The organism is Enterobacter mori LMG 25706 (assembly GCF_000211415.1).
Taxonomy (GTDB): domain Bacteria; phylum Pseudomonadota; class Gammaproteobacteria; order Enterobacterales; family Enterobacteriaceae; genus Enterobacter; species Enterobacter mori.
The window spans coordinates 44628-63372 of record NZ_GL890774.1 but is presented as its reverse complement, the minus strand read 5'-3'; the positions used below and the strand labels follow the sequence as shown (position 1 = coordinate 63372).

Here is an 18745-nt window from a genome sequence, read left to right as displayed (position 1 = left end):
AGCATAAGATGAGTGATGACGTAGTAGCTGTACCGCTCGAATTTACCGAAGCAGCAGCCAAAAAAGTGAAAGTCCTGATTGCCGATGAAGACAATCCGGAACTGAAACTCCGTGTTTATATTACCGGTGGTGGCTGCAGCGGCTTCCAGTATGGTTTTACCTTTGACGACCAGGTGAACGAGGGCGATATGACCATCGAGAAGCAGGGCGTCGCGCTGGTGGTTGACCCGATGAGCCTGCAATACCTGGTCGGTGGTTCGGTTGATTACACCGAAGGTCTGGAAGGTTCGCGCTTTGTGGTGACCAACCCGAACGCGACAAGCACCTGTGGGTGTGGTTCGTCGTTCAGTATTTAAGAGGGTGCGAGCTGATGCTCTCACCCCGGGCCTCTCCCACAGGGAGAGGGAGAAAAGACGAAAAACGGTAACCTTGCGGTTACCGTTTTGCGTTTACCTGTCATCCAGCGCAAACGTCGGCAGTTTCAGGTGCCAGCGTATCGCCGCTAAACGTATCACCAGCGTCACGACCATCCCCAGCATCGCGGCATTTTCCAGCGGGACCGCAAAGGTGTAATACGCGGTGGCGTGAACAATTCCCCCTACAATACACGCCGTGGCGTAAATTTCAGTACGCAGGATCATCGGCACTTCACGCGCCAGAATGTCGCGAATGATCCCGCCGCCCACGCCGGTTAATACACCCATGCAGATCGCCACCATCGGACCGGTACCCGCATTAAACGCCTTATTAACGCCAATACCGACAAACACGGCGAGGCCGACGGCATCCAGCACCGGTAATATCCATTTGGGTAATCTGCGGGGTTGACGAACCAGTACAATGGTCAACATGCAGGTGGCCATCGCCACCACCAGATCGGTGGGATCTTTCACCCAAAACACCGGGCCATTCGCCAGCGCCATATCGCGGATTGTTCCGCCGCCCACGGCGGTCACAACGCCCAGCACCAGCACGCCAAACGGATCCATGCGCAGTTTTCCGGCGAGTAAAACGCCGGAGATAGCAAAAACGGCTGTGCCAAGAATATCCAGCCAATACACGAGCATCGTTAAATCCTCGAAAAGTATTTATCTATGTTAGTGACTCTCTGCCAGCGCGGCACAGAGTTGTTTTGCGGCGAGGATAATACGCGGGCTGGCGCGTTCAAACCAGTCACCGTTGAGTGGGATCACCGGAATTTTAAGCTGGCTTTGCCAGAATTGTTCAACTTTAGGAATATCGCTCGCATTTCCGACCACGACGATAGCCTGCGGCTGGCGAGCAAGCACCTGTTCACGGCTGACCTGAGGCCACGGTACCCGGCTGGCTGCAAAGATATTTTCGCCGCCGCAGATTTCCAGCACCTGATTCTGAATCGAACCTTTTCCGGTGGTGAACAACGGCTGGCTACCAAATTGCAGAAAGATGCGTTTTTTGGCGGGGGTGTTGTACCGGGATTTCAGCGCCGCATAGTCGCTGAGCATCTGTTTCGCAGCGTTCTCGGCTTTTTTGGGCGTGGGGCTGAAAGGGGCCAGTTCGCGCAGCGTCTGGGCGATTTGCTCAATACTGACTGCATCCACCCACATGACCTTAATACCCAGTGAGGTTAGTTGGTTGACCTGCCGCTCGGCATTGCCGCCACGCCAGGCCAGCACGAGGTCAGGCTTAAGCGCCACAATGCGCTCGAGATTCATACCTTGCCAGGTCGCGACTTGCTCAATGCTGGCGGCCTGGGGGGGATAATTCGAAAAGCTACTCACGCCCACAGGGGTGATCCCGGCAGCAAAGGCCAGTTCGGTATTCGCGGGGGAGAGAGTAATCACACGCGGCATGGCGAAAAGCCATGCCGGAGCGAGAAGAAGCAGGGCGGCCAGCGCCCTGACGGTATGTTTAGCCACGAGCCAGTTTCTGCACCAGACGCTCCACCATCACGGTGGACTGTTTTGCCGCCACAACAAGGAACTCGTCAAAGCTAATGTGGGACTGCTGGTCTGCCACGTCAGAGATCGCGCGAACCACCACAAACGGTACGCTAAAGTTATGGCAAACATGAGCAATCGCGGTTGCTTCCATCTCAACGGCAACCGCCTGCGGGAAGTTATGGCGGATTTTCGCCAGGCCCACGGAGCCGTTAATGAACGCATCACCGCTGACAATCAGGCCGCGTACCGCGTTGAGGTTCAGTTCTGCGATGCAGCTTTCTGCCGCGGCAATCAGGTTGTCGTCGGCTTTAAACCCGGCCGGGCAACCCGGAAGCTGACCATATTCGTAGCCGAAGGCGGTCACGTCGGCATCGTGGTAACGTGCTTCGTCGGAAACGACGATATCACCCACTTTCAGCGTCGGCGCCAGCCCGCCCGCAGAGCCAGTGTTAACGATCACGTCCGGCTTGCAGCGTTCGAGCAGCAGGGTCGCACCCAGCGCAGCCGCAACTTTACCGATGCCAGATTTCAGCAGAGCCACGTCAACACCGTTCAGCTGGCCGGTATAGATCTCACAACCACCCAGAGAGAGAGTCTGACGGTTCTCAATTTTGTCACGCAGCAGCGTAACTTCTTCTTCCATTGCACCAATAATGCCGATTTTCATAGATTTACTCGCGATGTGCCTTGTTAAGATGCATAGTCTATCATGCGGTTAAGGGGAAACGCATTCTCACGCGGGGGAGCACATGGCACCAATCGATTTTCGCACCAAAATTAACTGGCACCGACGTTTCCGTTCGCCGCAGGGCGAAAAGAGCGAACATGAGATCCTGCGTATCTTCGAGAGCGATCGCGGGAGGATCATTAACTCGCCTGCTATCCGGCGCTTGCAGCAAAAGACCCAGGTGTTCCCGCTGGAGCGTAATGCCGCGGTGCGCACGCGCTTAACCCACTCCATGGAAGTTCAGCAGGTTGGGCGCTACATTGCCAAAGAGATTTTGAGCCGCCTGAAAGAGCAGCGGCTGCTGGAAACTTATGGTCTGGATGAACTGACCGGGCCATTTGAAAGCATCGTTGAGATGGCCTGCCTGATGCATGACATCGGCAACCCGCCCTTCGGGCATTTCGGCGAGGCGGCAATCAACGACTGGTTTAAGCAGCGGCTTTTCCCTTTGGACGCGAAAAGCCAGCCGCTGAGCGACGATCGCTGCGTGGTGAGGGATTTACGCCTGCGTGAGGGTGAAGAGAGCCTTAACGATCTGCGTCGCAAAGTCCGTCAGGATCTCTGCCATTTTGAAGGTAACGCGCAGGGGATCCGCCTGGTGCACTCCCTGATGCGCATGAATCTGACGTGGGCGCAGGTGGGCTGCATACTCAAATACACGCGCCCGGCCTGGTGGATGGGAGAAACGCCTTCCACGCACAGCTACCTGATGAAAAAGCCGGGCTACTATCTCTCCGAAGAGGCTTATATTGAGCGGCTGCGTAAAGAACTTTCATTAACGCCAAAGGGGCGTTTCCCATTAACGTGGATTATGGAAGCCGCCGATGACATTTCCTATTGCGTGGCCGACCTGGAAGACGCCGTTGAGAAAAGAATATTCAGCGTCGAGGAGCTTTATCAGCATCTTTATGATGCCTGGGGTAAACATGAAAAAGGGTCGCTGTTTTCTCAGGTCGTCGAAAATGCCTGGGAAAAATCGCGCTCTAATTCCCTCAGCCGCAGTACCGAAGATCAGTTCTTTATGTATTTGCGGGTCAATACATTAAATAAGCTGGTGCCTTACGCGGCGTCGCGCTTTATTGATAATTTGCCGCTGATTTTCAGCGGGGAATTCAATCACGCGCTGCTGGAAGATGACAGCAGTTTCAGTCAACTCCTTGAGCTTTATAAACATGTGGCGATGCGCCATGTGTTCAGCCATCCGGACGTGGAGCAATTAGAGCTGCAGGGATACCGGGTGATCAGTGGGTTACTGGAAATTTATTCCCCGTTGCTTCACTTATCGGTCGATGAATTCAGCGAGCTGGTGGAACACGAGCGCGTGCGGCGAATACCTATCGAATCCCGGCTTTATCAGAAACTTTCTACCCGTCATCGTCTGGCGTATGTCGAAGCGATAGGTAAGCTGGAGCGCCACTCTTCTGAATGGCCGGTAATGGAATATTATTATCGCTGTCGCCTTATCCAGGACTATATCAGCGGCATGACAGGTTTATATGCCTGGGATGAATACCGCAAGCTCATGGCCGTGGAATAAGCGCGGAGTTTTGTAAAGACGACCAATAAATTTTTACTTTTTCCATAAACTTAATCCCGGAACTAAGCGGTATAAAACGAATCTGAGTTACACAGCAATTTTGCGTTATCTGGTAAATCGAGATTGAGAAACATGAAAAAAACCACATTAGCAATGAGTGCACTGGCTCTGAGTTTAGGTTTAGCGCTGTCTCCTCTGACTGCTACTGCAGCCGAGACCGCGTCGTCGGCAGCAACCGCGCAGCAGATGCCAAGCCTGGCACCGATGCTCGAAAAAGTGATGCCATCGGTGGTGAGTATTAACGTTGAGGGCAGCACGACCGTCAATACGCCGCGTATGCCGCGTAATTTCCAGCAGTTCTTTGGCGACAACTCGCCGTTCTGCCAGGACGGTTCGCCATTCCAGAGTTCCCCGTTCTGTCAGGGCGGTGGGGCAGGAGATGACAGCCAGGGCGGCGGCCAGCAGCAGAAATTCATGGCGCTTGGCTCGGGTGTCATCATTGACGCCGCAAAAGGCTACGTGGTGACGAACAACCACGTTGTGGATAACGCCAGCACCATTAAAGTTCAGCTGAGCGACGGTCGTAAGTTCGATGCCAAAGTCGTGGGTAAAGATCCGCGCTCCGATATCGCGCTGATCCAGATTCAGGATCCGAAAAACCTGACGGCGATTAAGCTTGCCGATTCCGACGCGCTGCGCGTGGGTGACTACACCGTGGCAATCGGTAACCCGTTTGGTCTGGGCGAAACCGTGACTTCGGGGATCGTCTCTGCGCTGGGTCGTAGCGGCCTGAACGCGGAAAACTACGAAAACTTTATCCAGACGGATGCGGCGATCAACCGCGGTAACTCCGGCGGTGCGCTGGTGAATCTTAACGGTGAGCTGATCGGTATCAACACCGCCATTCTGGCACCGGACGGTGGTAACATCGGTATCGGCTTTGCGATCCCGAGCAACATGGTGAAAAACCTGACCGCGCAGATGGTCCAGTATGGCCAGGTGAAACGCGGTGAGCTGGGTATCCTCGGGACTGAGCTGAACTCCGAGCTGGCAAAAGCGATGAAGGTTGACGCCCAGCGCGGGGCATTCGTCAGCCAGGTGATGCCGAATTCCTCTGCGGCGAAGGCGGGCATTAAAGCGGGGGATGTGATCACCTCCCTGAACGGTAAGCCGATCAGCAGCTTTGCCGCCCTGCGTGCCGAAGTAGGCTCGATGCCGATTGGCAGCAAAGTCACCCTCGGCCTGCTGCGCGACGGTAAGCCGGTTAACGTGAGCCTGGAACTGCAGCAGAGCAGCCAGAATCAGGTGGATTCCAGCACCATCTTCAGCGGGATTGAAGGTGCCGAGATGAGCAATAAAGGCGCAGACAAAGGCGTGGTGGTGAACAACGTGAAAGCGAATTCACCGGCAGCCCGTATCGGCCTGAAAAAAGGTGATGTGATCATGGGCGCTAACCAGCAGCCGGTGAAAAACATCGCTGAACTGCGCAAAATTCTCGACAGCAAGCCTTCCGTGCTGGCGCTGAATATCCAGCGTGGTGATACCTCACTTTATCTGCTGATGCAGTAATCCTCTCAAGCCCCTGTTCGCAGGGGCTTTCTCGTTTCTGTGACTGTTACCACAACTCCATACTTCTCCCTCTCTCTTTGTGCATTCGCACAATGCAGCCGTCGCTGAACTTCCCTATGCTTGAGCTCTGCTCACAGGAGGGTTACATGGCTGGCTGGCATCTTGATACCAAAATGGCGCAGGATATCGTGGCGCGCACCATGCGCATCATTGATACCAATATCAACGTGATGGATGCTCGCGGCCGCATTATCGGCAGCGGCGATCGCGAGCGTATTGGGGAATTGCACGAAGGTGCATTGCTGGTGCTCTCCCAGGGCCGCGTGGTCGATATCGACGATGCGGTAGCAAAACATCTGCATGGCGTACGTCAGGGCATCAATTTGCCGCTGCGCCTTGAAGGTGAGATTGTGGGGGTAATCGGTCTGACCGGCGAGCCGGAATCGCTGCGTAAATACGGCGAGCTGGTCTGTATGACGGCGGAGATGATGCTGGAGCAGTCGCGCCTGATGCACCTTCTTGCCCAGGATAGCCGCCTGCGCGAAGAGCTGGTCATGAACCTTATACAGGCGGATGAGCATACGCCTGCACTCAGCGAATGGGCGCAGCGGTTGGGGATCGATCTGAACCAGCCGCGCGTGGTGGCGGTGATTGAGGTCGATAGCGGCCAGCTTGGCGTGGACAGCGCCATGGCAGAGCTGCAGCAGCTGCAAAACGCGCTGGCGACGCCGGAACGCAATAACCTGGTGGCGATTGTGTCTCTGACTGAAATGGTGGTGCTTAAACCCGCGCTCAATCAGTTTGGCCGCTGGGATGCAGAAGACCATCGCCGCCGTGTGGATCAGCTGATTGCACGCATGCAGGAGAACGGCCAACTGCGTTTTCGCGTCGCGCTGGGCAACTACTTTACCGGGCCGGGCAGTATCGCCCGCTCCTGGCGGACCGCACGCACCACCATGATGGTGGGTAAACAGCGTATGCCGGAAAGCCGCAGTTATTTCTATCAAGATTTGATGTTGCCAGTGCTGCTCGACAGCCTGCGCGGCGGCTGGCAGGCCAATGAGCTGGCGCGGCCATTAGTGCGTCTGAAAGCCATGGACAACAACGGCCTGCTGCGCCGCACATTGCAGGCCTGGTTCCGTCACAACGTGCAGCCGCTGGCGACCTCGAAGGCGCTGTTTATTCACCGCAATACCCTGGAGTATCGGTTAAACCGGATTTCGGAGCTGACGGGGCTGGATCTGGGGAATTTCGATGACAGATTGTTGTTGTATGTGGCGTTACAGTTAGATGAGCAGAGATGAGGGTTTCTCCCTCTCCCTGTGGGAGAGGGCGGGGTGAGGGCATCAGGCCGCACCGTTGATTACTTATTACGAGTAAGCTTCTCAAGATCTGCTTCAATCTCGCTGATCTTATTCGTCACAACGCTTTCAAGATGACGCAGATCGTCAAGGATCTTACGCTTGAGATCGACTTCAGTGCGGTCGCGCTGGCAGATCTGATCGAGTTCATCGATCACATAGCGCAGGTTAGGGCTGATTTCCTGTACTTCTTTGTAACCCTGACCGATGCCGTCAGCCACCACGGTTTTGCGCTGGCGTGGATATTTAAACTTCACGCTTTTGGCGAAAAACTCACCTTTGTCCTTGTGAAAATAGATTTTAAGAATATCGTTATTGGCTTCCTGACGGAGGCTGTAACGATCAATTTCATCAGGATTGGTAATGCCCAGACTTTTCAGATTATCGTACATAGCGGTACCCTTGATCTCAACATAACCTTTGAATAATTAACGAAAAAATCTATTTTCGCCACCCTCAGATACAAAAAAAGCGGGGTTGCCCCCGCTTTTTGTTATACCCGATTAATCGATGGTGCGCAGCAACTCGTTGATGCCCACTTTACCGCGGGTTTTCGCATCCACTTTCTTCACGATAACCGCGCAGTACAGGCTGTATTTACCGTCTTTAGACGGCAGGTTGCCGGAAACCACCACAGAACCCGCTGGAACGCGACCGTAGTGAACTTCACCGGTCTCGCGGTCATAAATACGGGTGCTCTGGCCGATGTAAACGCCCATGGAGATCACGGAGCCTTCTTCCACGATCACGCCTTCAACCACTTCGGAACGTGCGCCGATGAAGCAGTTGTCTTCGATGATGGTTGGGTTAGCCTGCAGTGGTTCCAGTACGCCACCGATGCCGACGCCGCCGGACAGGTGAACGTTTTTACCGATTTGCGCGCAAGAGCCGACTGTCGCCCAGGTATCCACCATGGAACCTTCGTCAACGTAAGCACCGATGTTTACGTAAGATGGCATCAGCACGGTATTGCGTGCGATGAACGCGCCCTGACGCACTGCCGCAGGTGGTACCACGCGGAAACCTTCTTTCTGGAAGCGCGCTTCGTCGTAGTCAGCGAATTTCATTGGCACTTTATCGAAGTAGCGGCTTTCTGCTCCGTCGATAACCTGGTTATCGTTGATACGGAAAGAGAGCAGCACGGCTTTCTTCAGCCATTGATGAGTGACCCACTGACCGTCGATTTTTTCTGCCACGCGTAATGCGCCGGAATCCAGCAGGGAAATAACCTGGTTTACCGCTTCACGGGTCACGGTATCCACATTTGCCGGAGTGATCTCGGCGCGACGCTCAAAAGCGGACTCAATAACGTTCTGTAACTGCTGCATTGTTTACTCTTTCCATTTCACTAAAAAACACGTCACCCTTTATCGTTTGGATTGAGGGCTGCTGTCAACCGTTGTTGCACTTCAAGCTGCAGGTCATTATTAAGGGCACGTCGGTCCGCTGTAGCGATTATAAATAAATCTTCTACTCGCTCACCAATGGTTGTAATTCGGGCGCCATGAAGCGAAATTCCAAGATCGGCAAACACCTGGCCGACGCGGGCAAGTAGTCCTGGCTGATCGAGCGCGATCAGCTCAAGGAACGATTTGCGGTCGGTGTGGGTCGGCAGGAAATTGACCTCGGTATCGACGGTAAAATGACGCAATTTTGCAGGCTGGCGACGCGGCTGCGGCGGTTGCCAACTGCGCTGGGTAATGGCCTGCTCCAGACCAAAACGAATCCCTTCATGCCTGTCCGACGACAGCGGGCTGCCGTCCGGCTCCAGCACAATAAAGGTGTCCATTGCCATGCCGTCGCGGGTGGTGAAAATTTGCGCATCGTGAACGCTCAGATTACGCCTGTCCAGTTCGGCGCAGACGGCGGCAAACAGATAGGGTCGGTCCGGGCTCCAGATGAAGATCTCCGTGCCCCCGCGCGTGGCCTGCGGGCTGAGCAGGATCATCGGCTTCGACAAATCGTGCTTCAGCAGATGCCGCGCGTGCCAGGCAAGCTGGTTTGGGCTGTGGCGTACAAAGTAGTTGGCGCGACAGCGCGCCCAGATCTGATGCAGCGCCTCTTCATCAATATTATCCATCCGCAGCAGCGCCAGCGCCTGCAGCTGATGGTGGCGCACGCGCTCGCGCATGTCCGGGGTGTTTTGCATACCACGACGCAGCTGTTTTTCGGTAGCGAAGTACAGTTCGCGCAGCAGGCTCTGCTTCCAGCTGTTCCACAGGGTTTCGTTGGTGGCGCAAATATCCGCCACCGTCAGGCAGACCAGATAGCGCAGGCGGTTTTCCGTTTGCACCTCTTCGGCGAATTGCTTAATGACTTCAGGATCCTGAATGTCACGACGCTGTGCGGTGACCGACATCAGCAGGTGATGACGGACCAGCCAGGCCACCAGCTGCGTTTCGCGTGAGTTCAGCCCGTGCAGCTCAGCAAATTTCAGCACGTCCTGCGCCCCCAGCACCGAGTGGTCGCCGCCGCGACCTTTGGCGATATCGTGGAACAGGGCGGCGATCAGGATCAGTTCAGGATGGGAGAGGCGTGGCCACAGTTCAACGCACAGCGGGTGGCGGGATCGCGTCTCTTCTTTCGCAAAGCTTTCCAGCTTGAGCATCACGCGGATGGTGTGTTCATCCACTGTGTAAGCGTGGAACAGATCGAACTGCATCTGACCAACAATATGCGACCACTGGGGCATATACGCCCACAGCACGCTGTGGCGGTGCATCGGCAGCAGGCCGCGGCTGACGGCGCCCGGATGGCGCAGCATGCTCAGGAACAGGGCGCGCGCTTCCGGGATATAGCACAAAGGCTGAGTCAGGTGGCGGCGCGCATGGCGCAGATGACGCAGGGTGGTGGAGTAGATCCCGGTGATGGTGCTGTTGCGAACCATGGTATAGAACATCCGCAGAATCGCTTCCGGCTCGCGGATGAACAGCGTTTCGTCGCGCAGATCGATAAGCGTGCCGCGCAGCTGGAATTCGTCATCAATCGGGCGCGGTTTTTCGTCCGCCGTCAGGGCCAGAATGGCCTCGTCGAACAGCTGCAACAGCATCTGGTTCAGCTCGGTCACCCGGCGGGTGACGCGGAAGAAATCCTTCATCATGTGCTCAACCGGCTCGTTGCCTTCGCCCTGGTAATTCAGGCGCTGCGCCACGCTGAGCTGGCGATCAAACAGCAGGCGGTTGTCGTAGCGGGTGACTTCCAGATGCAGGGCAAACCGGATGCGCCACAGCAGGTGCAGACACTCGTTTAGCTCGTTACGCTCGGCCTCGGTGAGGAAGCCGAAGCCGACCATCTCATCCATTGACGTCGCGCCAAAGTGGCGACGGGCGACCCACTGCAGGGTATGAATGTCGCGCAGGCCGCCGGGGCTGCTTTTAATATCGGGTTCAAGATTATAGCTGGTGCCGTGGTAACGCTGGTGGCGCTGGTTTTGCTCCTCGACCTTCGCGGCGAAGAATTTTTCTGACGGCCAGAAGCCGTCGCTGAAGATGTGTTTCTGTAGCTCCAGGAACAGCGCGACGTCGCCAATCAGCAGGCGGGTTTCAATCAGGTTGGTGGCGACGGTCAGGTCAGATAGCCCCTCCAGCAGACACTCTTCCAGGGTGCGCACGCTGTGGCCCACCTCCAGCTTCACGTCCCAGAGCAGGGTCAGCAGTTCGCCAATTTTTTGCGCCTGTTCGTCCGGCAGCTTTTTGCGGCTTAAGATCAGCAGGTCGATATCGGAAAGCGGATGCAGCTCACCGCGACCATAGCCCCCGACGGCAACCAGCGCTACGTCGCTAATCTGCCCGAAGCCGTAATCGATCCACAGGCGTTGCAGCAGCTGGTCGATAAACTCGGTGCGTGCTTCGATGAGCTGCTCGGCGGAAATGCCTGCGTCAAACGCGCTACTGAGCCAGCGCTGGAAGACATCCATATGTGCTTTGATATCGGCACACTTCAGCTCATGCGGCGGCCAGACGCCCGGGTTGTCGGGCTGGTCGGGAAGGGTGGGAAGGGCTGTGTTAGCATACTGTTCGGGTAAAAGATTACTCATCGTGCGCCACCCATAAGAAAAAGCTATCGCCATTAAAAAAGCCGGCATTCGCCGGCTCTTTTATTACTCAATGTTCGTCAGTATCGCCGGGATGGTGTCATCCTTGCGCAACGTCATAATTTCGCAGCCGTTGTCTGTTACCACAATAGTATGCTCGTACTGTGCAGACAAGCTTCTGTCTTTGGTTTTCACCGTCCAGCCGTCTTTCATGGTGCGGATGCGGTAATCGCCCGAGTTGACCATTGGCTCAATGGTGAAGGTCATGCCTTTCTGCAGCACCACGCCGCCGTCATCCGCATCGTAGTGCAGAACCTGCGGCTCTTCGTGGAAGACGCGACCAATGCCGTGCCCGCAGTACTCGCGCACCACGGAGAAACCTTCTGCTTCCACGAACTTCTGGATAGCCGCACCGATAGTGCGCAGACGGATGCCTGGTTTCACCATCTTCAGTGCCAGGTAGAGGCTCTCTTGCGTCACTTTACACAGGCGCTCGCCGAGGATGGTCGGTTTGCCTACGATGAACATCTTAGAGGTGTCGCCGTGGTATTCGTCTTTAATGACGGTCACGTCGATATTAACGATGTCGCCATCTTTCAGCAGTTTTGCGTCGTCAGGAATACCGTGACAAACCACTTCATTTATAGAGATGCACACGGATTTTGGAAAACCGTGGTAGCCGAGGCAGGCGGAGACCGCGTGCTGCTCGTTGACGATGTAGTCATTACAGATGCGATCCAGCTCGCCAGTGCTGACGCCCGGCTTCACGAATGGCTCGATCATTTCCAGCACTTCAGCGGCCAGACGACCGGCGACGCGCATCTTTTCAATTTCTTCAGGAGTCTTAATAGAGATAGCCATGTAATCTGTCCATCGGTGTCGATTTTTCGACAATACTAGTTCAAGTGTCGTCAATGGTAACAGTCTGGCGCACCCACTGCCAAATTGAGAATCATTAACAGCACACACCGTCAACAATTATTGGTTTCTGGCCGTGTTTTGTGGTATAAAGCGCGCCGGACTTCCGATCCATTTCAGATACACAGGCTGGACGGAAGCGACAAATCTCACTTTGTGTAACAACACACACGTATCGGCACATATTCCGGGGTGCCCTTTGGGGTCGGTAATATGGGATACGTGGAGGCATAACCCCAACTTTTACTATAGAGGTTTTAAACATGGCAACTGTTTCCATGCGCGACATGCTCAAGGCTGGTGTTCACTTTGGTCACCAGACCCGTTACTGGAACCCGAAAATGAAGCCTTTCATCTTCGGCGCACGTAACAAAGTTCACATCATCAACCTTGAGAAAACTGTACCAATGTTCAACGAAGCCTTGGCTGAGCTGAACAAGATCTCTTCCCGTAAAGGTAAGATTCTGTTCGTTGGTACTAAGCGCGCTGCAAGCGAAGCTGTGAAAGATGCTGCTAACAGCTGCGACCAGTTCTTCGTGAACCATCGCTGGTTGGGCGGCATGCTGACCAACTGGAAAACTGTTCGTCAGTCCATCAAACGCCTGAAAGATCTGGAAACCCAGTCTCAGGACGGTACTTTCGATAAGCTGACTAAGAAAGAAGCGCTGATGCGTACTCGTGAACTGGACAAGCTGGAAAACAGCCTGGGCGGTATCAAAGATATGGGCGGCCTGCCAGACGCGCTGTTCGTAATCGATGCAGACCACGAGCACATCGCAATCAAAGAAGCTAACAACCTGGGTATCCCGGTATTCGCTATCGTTGATACCAACTCCGATCCGGACGGTGTTGACTTCGTTATCCCGGGTAACGACGACGCAATCCGTGCTGTTAGCCTGTACCTGAGCGCTGTAGCTGCTACCGTTCGTGAAGGCCGTTCCCAGGATCTGGCTTCTCAGGCGGAAGAAAGCTTCGTAGAAGCTGAATAATAAGGTTTTACCCCTTATTAGTACCGTGTATGAATAGGGGCCAATTATCGGCCCCTTTTTTCAATTTATACTGTTTGGCTTATGGCCGGGCAGTTCACATCTCCCGAGGATTTAAGAATGGCTGAAATTACCGCATCCCTGGTAAAAGAGCTGCGCGAGCGTACTGGCGCAGGCATGATGGATTGCAAAAAAGCGCTGACTGAAGCGAACGGCGACATTGAGCTGGCAATCGAAAACATGCGTAAATCCGGTGCGATCAAAGCAGCTAAGAAAGCAGGCAACGTTGCTGCTGACGGCGTGATCATCACTAAAATCGACGGCACCTACGGTATCATTCTGGAAGTTAACTGCCAGACTGACTTCGTTGCTAAAGATGGCGGTTTCCAGGCATTTGCGAACAAAGTACTGGACGCAGCTGTAGCGGGCAAAATCACTGACGTTGAAGTTCTGAAAGCACAGTTCGAAGAAGAGCGTGTTGCGCTGGTTGCTAAAATCGGTGAAAACATCAACATCCGTCGCGTATCTTCCCTGGAAGGCGACGTTCTGGGTTCTTACCAGCACGGCGCACGTATCGGTGTTCTGGTTGCGGCTAAAGGCGCTGATGAAGAGCTGGTTAAACAGCTGGCAATGCACATCGCTGCAAGCAAGCCAGAATTCGTTAAGCCAGAAGACGTGTCTGCTGAAGTGGTAGAGAAAGAGTACCAGGTTCAGCTGGACATCGCGATGCAATCTGGTAAGCCTAAAGAAATCGCAGAGAAAATGGTTGAAGGCCGCATGAAGAAATTCACCGGCGAAGTTTCTCTGACTGGCCAGCCTTTCGTTATGGATCCAAGCAAGTCTGTTGCTCAGCTGCTGAAAGAGCACAACGCTGACGTAACTGGCTTCATCCGCTTCGAAGTGGGCGAAGGCATCGAGAAAGTTGAGACTGACTTCGCAGCAGAAGTTGCTGCAATGTCCAAGCAGTCTTAATGATTGAAAAGGAGCCGCCTGAGGGCGGCTTCTTTTTGTCACCCGTCATACAAAATCAGACAGGTTACTGTATCCCTGCGCTGGTTTGCGGCATAACATGTCGCCAGAATTAACCCCATCTTAATCGTTGACAGTCTCAGGAAAGAAACATGGCTACCAATGCAAAACCCGTGTACAAACGCATTCTGCTTAAGCTGAGTGGCGAAGCGCTGCAGGGAACGGAAGGCTTCGGTATTGACGCAAGCATCCTTGACCGCATGGCACAGGAAATCAAAGAACTGGTCGAACTGGGTATTCAGGTTGGCGTGGTCATTGGCGGTGGCAACCTTTTCCGTGGTGCTGGTCTGGCGAAAGCGGGGATGAACCGCGTTGTGGGCGACCACATGGGTATGCTGGCAACCGTGATGAATGGCCTGGCCATGCGTGATGCGCTCCATCGCGCCTATGTGAACGCCCGCCTGATGTCCGCTATCCCTCTGAACGGCGTGTGCGATAACTACAGCTGGGCAGAAGCCATCAGCCTGCTGCGCAATAACCGCGTGGTGATCCTCTCCGCCGGTACGGGTAACCCGTTCTTTACCACCGATTCCGCTGCCTGCCTGCGCGGTATCGAAATCGAAGCCGATGTGGTGCTGAAAGCGACCAAAGTGGATGGCGTGTTTACTGCCGATCCGGCAAAAGATCCTTCTGCGACCATGTACGATCAGCTGAGCTACAGCGAAGTGCTGGATAAAGAGCTGAAAGTAATGGATCTTGCCGCCTTCACGCTGGCTCGTGACCACAAACTGCCGATCCGTGTCTTCAACATGAACAAGCCGGGCGCACTGCGCCGCGTTGTAATGGGCGAAAAAGAAGGCACTTTGATCACGGAATAATTTCCGTCGGCGATAAATACAGGTAAGATTCCGCTTTACTTTGTAGTGGTATCTTACCCGGACGCGCCTTTGGCGTTGTCATGAATTAAACGCGACTATACTTAGCACACCTGTAACGCTGTGCTGGCGGTTAGTCTGCCTGAGACAAGTTTTCAAGGATCCGTAACGTGATTAACGACATCAGAAAAGATGCTGAAGTACGCATGGATAAATGCGTAGAAGCGTTCAAAAACCAAATCAGCAAAATCCGTACTGGCCGTGCTTCTCCAAGCCTGCTGGATGGCATCATCGTAGAATACTACGGTACGCCAACTCCACTGCGTCAGCTGGCGAGCGTTACCGTAGAAGATACCCGTACGCTGAAAATCAACGTATTCGATCGTTCAATGAGCCCGGCTATTGAGAAAGCGATCATGGCGTCTGACCTCGGTTTGAACCCAAGCTCTGCGGGTGCCGACATCCGCGTTCCGCTGCCTGCGCTGACCGAAGAACGTCGTAAAGACCTGATCAAAGTGGTGCGCGGTGAAGCTGAGCAAGGTCGTGTTTCCGTACGTAACGTACGTCGCGACGCGAACGATAAAGTAAAAGCGCTGCTGAAAGAAAAAGAGATCAGCGAAGATGATGACCGTCGTTCCCAGGATGACGTGCAGAAAATGACTGACGCGGCTATCAAGAAAATTGATGCGGCGCTGGCAGATAAAGAAGCGGAACTGATGCAGTTCTGATTTCTGTCGTACACTGATAAACGCCGTTCAGGGGACGTTGTGTCTTACTGGCGGCGTTTTGGTTTTATCTGGTCTAACTTTTTTCCGGGCATCTCATGAAGCATTTAACACTCCTTGGCTCAACCGGCTCTATCGGTTGCAGCACTCTTGACGTGGTTCGCCATAATCCTGAAAGCTACACCGTGACCGCCCTTGTGGCCGGTAAAAACGTGCAGCGCATGGTGGAGCAGTGTCTGGAGTTTACGCCCCGCTTTGCGGTGATGGATGACGAAGAGAGTGCTCGCCAGGTGAAAGCGCAGCTGCAGGAAAAGGGCAGCCGCACCGAGGTGCTCAGCGGTCAGCAGGCGGCATGCGAGATGGCGGCGCTGGATGAGGTCGATCAGGTGATGGCCGCCATCGTTGGGGCGGCTGGGCTCCTGCCGACGCTTGCCGCTATTGATGCCGGTAAAGATGTTCTGCTGGCGAATAAAGAGTCGCTGGTGACCTGCGGACGCCTGTTTATGGAGGCGGTCAAGCAGCGCGGAGCACGTCTTTTACCGGTTGATAGTGAACACAACGCCATTTTTCAGAGTTTGCCGCAACCTTTTCAACAGAACCTGGGGTACGCTGACCTGGAGCAGAATGGCGTTGTGTCGATTCTGCTCACCGGGTCTGGTGGCCCGTTCCGTGAAACGCCACTGTCAGAACTGAGCGCAATGACGCCGGATCAGGCGTGCCGTCATCCGAACTGGTCGATGGGTCGTAAGATCTCCGTTGATTCAGCCACCATGATGAATAAAGGTCTGGAATACATTGAAGCGCGCTGGCTGTTTAATGCGTCAGCGAAACAGATGGAAGTGCTGATCCACCCGCAATCGGTGATTCACTCTATGGTGCGCTATCAGGATGGCAGCGTGCTTGCTCAGTTGGGCGAACCGGATATGCGCACGCCTATTGCTCACGCCATGGCGTGGCCAAACCGTGTGACATCCGGGGCAAAACCGCTCGATTTCTGCAAGCTGAGTTCACTGACCTTTAGCGAGCCTGATTACGACCGTTACCCTTGCCTTAAGCTCGCGATGACGGCCTTTGACCAGGGGCAGGCGGCGACGACGGCACTGAATGCAGCGAATGAAGAGACCGTTGAGGCATTTCTGAATCAGCAGATCCGCTTTACCGATATCGCAGCAATGAATCTTTCAGTGCTTGAATTGATGGATTTGCGCGAGCCACAAAGCGTGGAAGAGGTGCTGTCGGTCGATGCAGAGGCTCGCATTGTTGCGCGTAAACTGGTGACGCGTCTCGCAAGCTGGTGATAAAGCAGCCACTAGTCGTCGTGCTATTTGTTAGCGTTGTGCTTCAGTGATATAGTCTGCGCCACCTGATCGCAGGTATTTGACTTTATGTGGTCAGGTAAGCCGTGGTTTGACACGGCTTTTTTATGTATAGGCTTCAGTATTCCTGTGTACCGTTAAATCCTTTTCAGGGACTAAAAACGCGTTATGTTGTCTGCGAATCAACCAATGAGCGAAAACTTGCCAGCGCATGGCTGTCGTCATGTAGCAATCATCATGGATGGCAACGGCCGCTGGGCGAAAAGACAAGGGAAGATACGAGCCTTTGGGCATAAAGCGGGGGCGAAGTCCGTTCGCCGCGCCGTTTCTTTTGCCGCCAATAACGGCATTGATGCGTTAACGCTCTATGCTTTTAGCAGTGAGAACTGGAATCGACCACCGCAGGAAGTGACTGCGTTGATGGAACTGTTTGTGTGGGCGCTCGATAGCGAAGTAAAAAGCCTGCGCCGCCACAACGTCCGCCTGCGTATTATTGGCGAAACCAGTCGTTTTAACTCACGTTTGCAGGAACGGATTCGCAAAGCAGAAGCGCTGACGGAAAATAATACCGGCCTGACGCTCAATATCGCGGCGAATTACGGCGGACGCTGGGATATTATTCAGGGCGTTCGGCATCTTGCCGAGCAGGTTCAGGAAGGGCTGTTGAGACCCGACCAAATTGATGAAGAGGCGCTCAGTCGGCAAATCTGCATGAATGAACTAGCGCCTGTGGATTTGGTAATAAGGACAGGGGGAGAACACCGCATAAGTAACTTTTTGCTTTGGCAAATCGCCTACGCCGAACTTTACTTTACTGATGTTCTTTGGCCCGATTTTGATGAACAAGACTTTGAAGGTGCGCTGCATGCCTTTGCCAATCGAGAGCGTCGTTTCGGCGGCACCGAGCCTGGTGGCGACAAAGCCTGATGGGGGTAGCTTTTGCTGAAGTATCGCCTGATTTCCGCTTTTGTATTAATACCCATTGTCATTGCGGCGCTGTTTTTACTGCCCCCAGTGGGATTCGCGATTGTTACGCTGGTGGTGTGCATGCTCGCCGCCTGGGAATGGGGACAGTTTAGCGGCTTTACCTCGCGCACACAGCGGGTATGGCTGGCGGTGCTTTGTGGCTTTATCCTGGCCCTGATGCTGTTCACGTTGCCTGAATATCATCACGATATTCACCAACCGCTGGTTGCCGGATCCTTATGGATATCGCTGGCATGGTGGGTTGCTGCGCTTGTGTTGGTGCTTTTTTATCCAGGCTCTGCGGCACTGTGGCGAAATTCTAAAGTGTTGCGCCTTATTTTTGGTCTGCTCACAATTGTTCCATTTTTCTGGGGTATGGTCGCGCTGCGCGCCTGGCACTATGACGAAAACCACTATAGCGGTGCCCTCTGGCTGCTTTATGTGATGATTCTCGTCTGGGGGGCTGACTCTGGAGCCTATATGTTTGGTAAACTGTTCGGCAAACATAAACTGGCGCCGAAGGTTTCCCCGGGTAAAACCTGGCAAGGATTCATTGGTGGCCTGTTTACGGCGGCGATCATCTCCTGGGGTTATGGCCTATGGGCGAATCTGGAGGTAGCACCGTCAACATTGCTGGTGTGCTCAATTTTCGCTGCGCTGGCCTCGGTGCTGGGTGATCTCACCGAAAGTATGTTCAAGCGTGAAGCAGGGATTAAAGACAGTGGTCACTTGATTCCAGGCCATGGCGGGATACTGGATCGCATTGACAGCCTGACGGCGGCTGTTCCAGTGTTTGCTTGCTTGCTTTTACTGGTATTCGGGACGATTTAACGGAAGGTTT

Annotated in this window: 18 protein-coding genes; 11 read left to right on the top strand and 7 right to left on the bottom strand. The window is 54.2% G+C overall.

The annotated features are described in order from the left end of the window. The first annotated feature begins 8 nt into the window (after positions 1–8). Positions 9–356, top strand: a complete 348-nt coding sequence (gene erpA, locus ENTMO_RS0102180) for an iron-sulfur cluster insertion protein ErpA (protein WP_010426752.1) — start codon at positions 9–11, stop codon at positions 354–356. Between the two features lie 93 nt (positions 357–449). On the opposite strand, the gene ENTMO_RS0102175 is transcribed toward erpA, so the two are convergent. The 3 genes from ENTMO_RS0102175 to mtnN are packed head-to-tail and all read right to left on the bottom strand — an operon-like array spanning position 450 to position 2589. Beyond that, positions 450–1067 carry a TRIC cation channel family protein gene (locus ENTMO_RS0102175; RefSeq protein ID WP_010426750.1) on the bottom strand — a complete coding sequence of 206 codons (618 nt, stop codon included), beginning with the start codon at positions 1065–1067 and terminating at the stop codon, positions 450–452. A 30-nt stretch (positions 1068–1097) separates the two neighbouring features. Continuing rightward, on the bottom strand, positions 1098–1898 hold the full coding sequence (btuF, locus tag ENTMO_RS0102170) for a vitamin B12 ABC transporter substrate-binding protein BtuF (RefSeq protein WP_010426748.1): 801 nt from the start codon (positions 1896–1898) through the stop codon (positions 1098–1100). Then, complete coding sequence (mtnN, locus tag ENTMO_RS0102165; protein ID WP_010426746.1) at positions 1891–2589, bottom strand: 5'-methylthioadenosine/S-adenosylhomocysteine nucleosidase; 699 nt, start codon at positions 2587–2589, stop codon at positions 1891–1893. Before mtnN ends, btuF begins: the two co-directional genes overlap by 8 nt. A gap of 82 nt (positions 2590–2671) precedes the next feature. Here mtnN and dgt point away from each other — a divergent pair, with 82 nt between their 5' ends. The 3 genes from dgt (at position 2672) to ENTMO_RS0102150 (ending at position 7059) form a co-directional block, all read left to right on the top strand. Further along, positions 2672–4186, top strand: coding sequence for a dGTPase (dgt, locus tag ENTMO_RS0102160; RefSeq protein ID WP_010426744.1), 1515 nt, complete (start codon positions 2672–2674; stop codon positions 4184–4186). Positions 4187–4318: 132 nt separating this feature from the next. Further along, positions 4319–5755 (top strand): serine endoprotease DegP, encoded by a 1437-nt coding sequence (gene degP, locus ENTMO_RS0102155; protein ID WP_010426743.1) that lies wholly within the window; start codon positions 4319–4321, stop codon positions 5753–5755. A 146-nt stretch (positions 5756–5901) separates the two neighbouring features. Beyond that, positions 5902–7059 (top strand): CdaR family transcriptional regulator, encoded by a 1158-nt coding sequence (locus ENTMO_RS0102150; protein WP_010426741.1) that lies wholly within the window; start codon positions 5902–5904, stop codon positions 7057–7059. 59 nt (positions 7060–7118) lie between these two features. Here ENTMO_RS0102150 and ENTMO_RS0102145 read toward each other — a convergent pair whose 3' ends face one another. From ENTMO_RS0102145 to map, 4 genes are all read right to left on the bottom strand, one after another. Next, the gene (locus ENTMO_RS0102145) at positions 7119–7508 is read right to left on the bottom strand and encodes a DUF3461 family protein (protein WP_010426739.1); all 390 of its coding nucleotides are present in this window, start codon (positions 7506–7508) and stop codon (positions 7119–7121) included. Positions 7509–7619: 111 nt separating this feature from the next. Further along, positions 7620–8444, bottom strand: a complete 825-nt coding sequence (dapD, locus tag ENTMO_RS0102140) for a 2,3,4,5-tetrahydropyridine-2,6-dicarboxylate N-succinyltransferase (protein ID WP_010426737.1) — start codon at positions 8442–8444, stop codon at positions 7620–7622. A 32-nt stretch (positions 8445–8476) separates the two neighbouring features. Then, positions 8477–11152: a bifunctional uridylyltransferase/uridylyl-removing protein GlnD gene (gene glnD / locus ENTMO_RS0102135; RefSeq protein WP_010426735.1), complete on the bottom strand. Its 2676-nt coding sequence runs from the start codon at positions 11150–11152 to the stop codon at positions 8477–8479. A 63-nt stretch (positions 11153–11215) separates the two neighbouring features. After that, on the bottom strand, positions 11216–12010 hold the full coding sequence (gene map, locus ENTMO_RS0102130; protein WP_010426734.1) for a type I methionyl aminopeptidase: 795 nt from the start codon (positions 12008–12010) through the stop codon (positions 11216–11218). A gap of 320 nt (positions 12011–12330) precedes the next feature. On the opposite strand from map, the gene rpsB reads away from it, so the two are divergent. The 7 genes from rpsB (at position 12331) to cdsA (ending at position 18735) form a co-directional block, all read left to right on the top strand. Next, positions 12331–13056 (top strand): 30S ribosomal protein S2, encoded by a 726-nt coding sequence (rpsB, locus tag ENTMO_RS0102125; RefSeq protein ID WP_003856207.1) that lies wholly within the window; start codon positions 12331–12333, stop codon positions 13054–13056. Between the two features lie 117 nt (positions 13057–13173). After that, positions 13174–14025 (top strand): translation elongation factor Ts, encoded by an 852-nt coding sequence (gene tsf / locus ENTMO_RS0102120; protein ID WP_006173611.1) that lies wholly within the window; start codon positions 13174–13176, stop codon positions 14023–14025. Positions 14026–14174: 149 nt separating this feature from the next. Further along, on the top strand, positions 14175–14900 hold the full coding sequence (gene pyrH, locus ENTMO_RS0102115; protein WP_006173609.1) for a UMP kinase: 726 nt from the start codon (positions 14175–14177) through the stop codon (positions 14898–14900). A gap of 167 nt (positions 14901–15067) precedes the next feature. Next, positions 15068–15625 carry a ribosome recycling factor gene (gene frr / locus ENTMO_RS0102110; protein WP_006173607.1) on the top strand — a complete coding sequence of 186 codons (558 nt, stop codon included), beginning with the start codon at positions 15068–15070 and terminating at the stop codon, positions 15623–15625. 95 nt (positions 15626–15720) lie between these two features. Then, complete coding sequence (gene ispC / locus ENTMO_RS0102105; protein ID WP_010426721.1) at positions 15721–16920, top strand: 1-deoxy-D-xylulose-5-phosphate reductoisomerase; 1200 nt, start codon at positions 15721–15723, stop codon at positions 16918–16920. A gap of 186 nt (positions 16921–17106) precedes the next feature. Beyond that, complete coding sequence (gene ispU / locus ENTMO_RS0102100) at positions 17107–17865, top strand: (2E,6E)-farnesyl-diphosphate-specific ditrans,polycis-undecaprenyl-diphosphate synthase (RefSeq protein ID WP_010426719.1); 759 nt, start codon at positions 17107–17109, stop codon at positions 17863–17865. 12 nt (positions 17866–17877) lie between these two features. After that, on the top strand, positions 17878–18735 hold the full coding sequence (gene cdsA, locus ENTMO_RS0102095) for a phosphatidate cytidylyltransferase (RefSeq protein WP_010426717.1): 858 nt from the start codon (positions 17878–17880) through the stop codon (positions 18733–18735). The last annotated feature ends 10 nt before the right edge of the window (positions 18736–18745 follow it).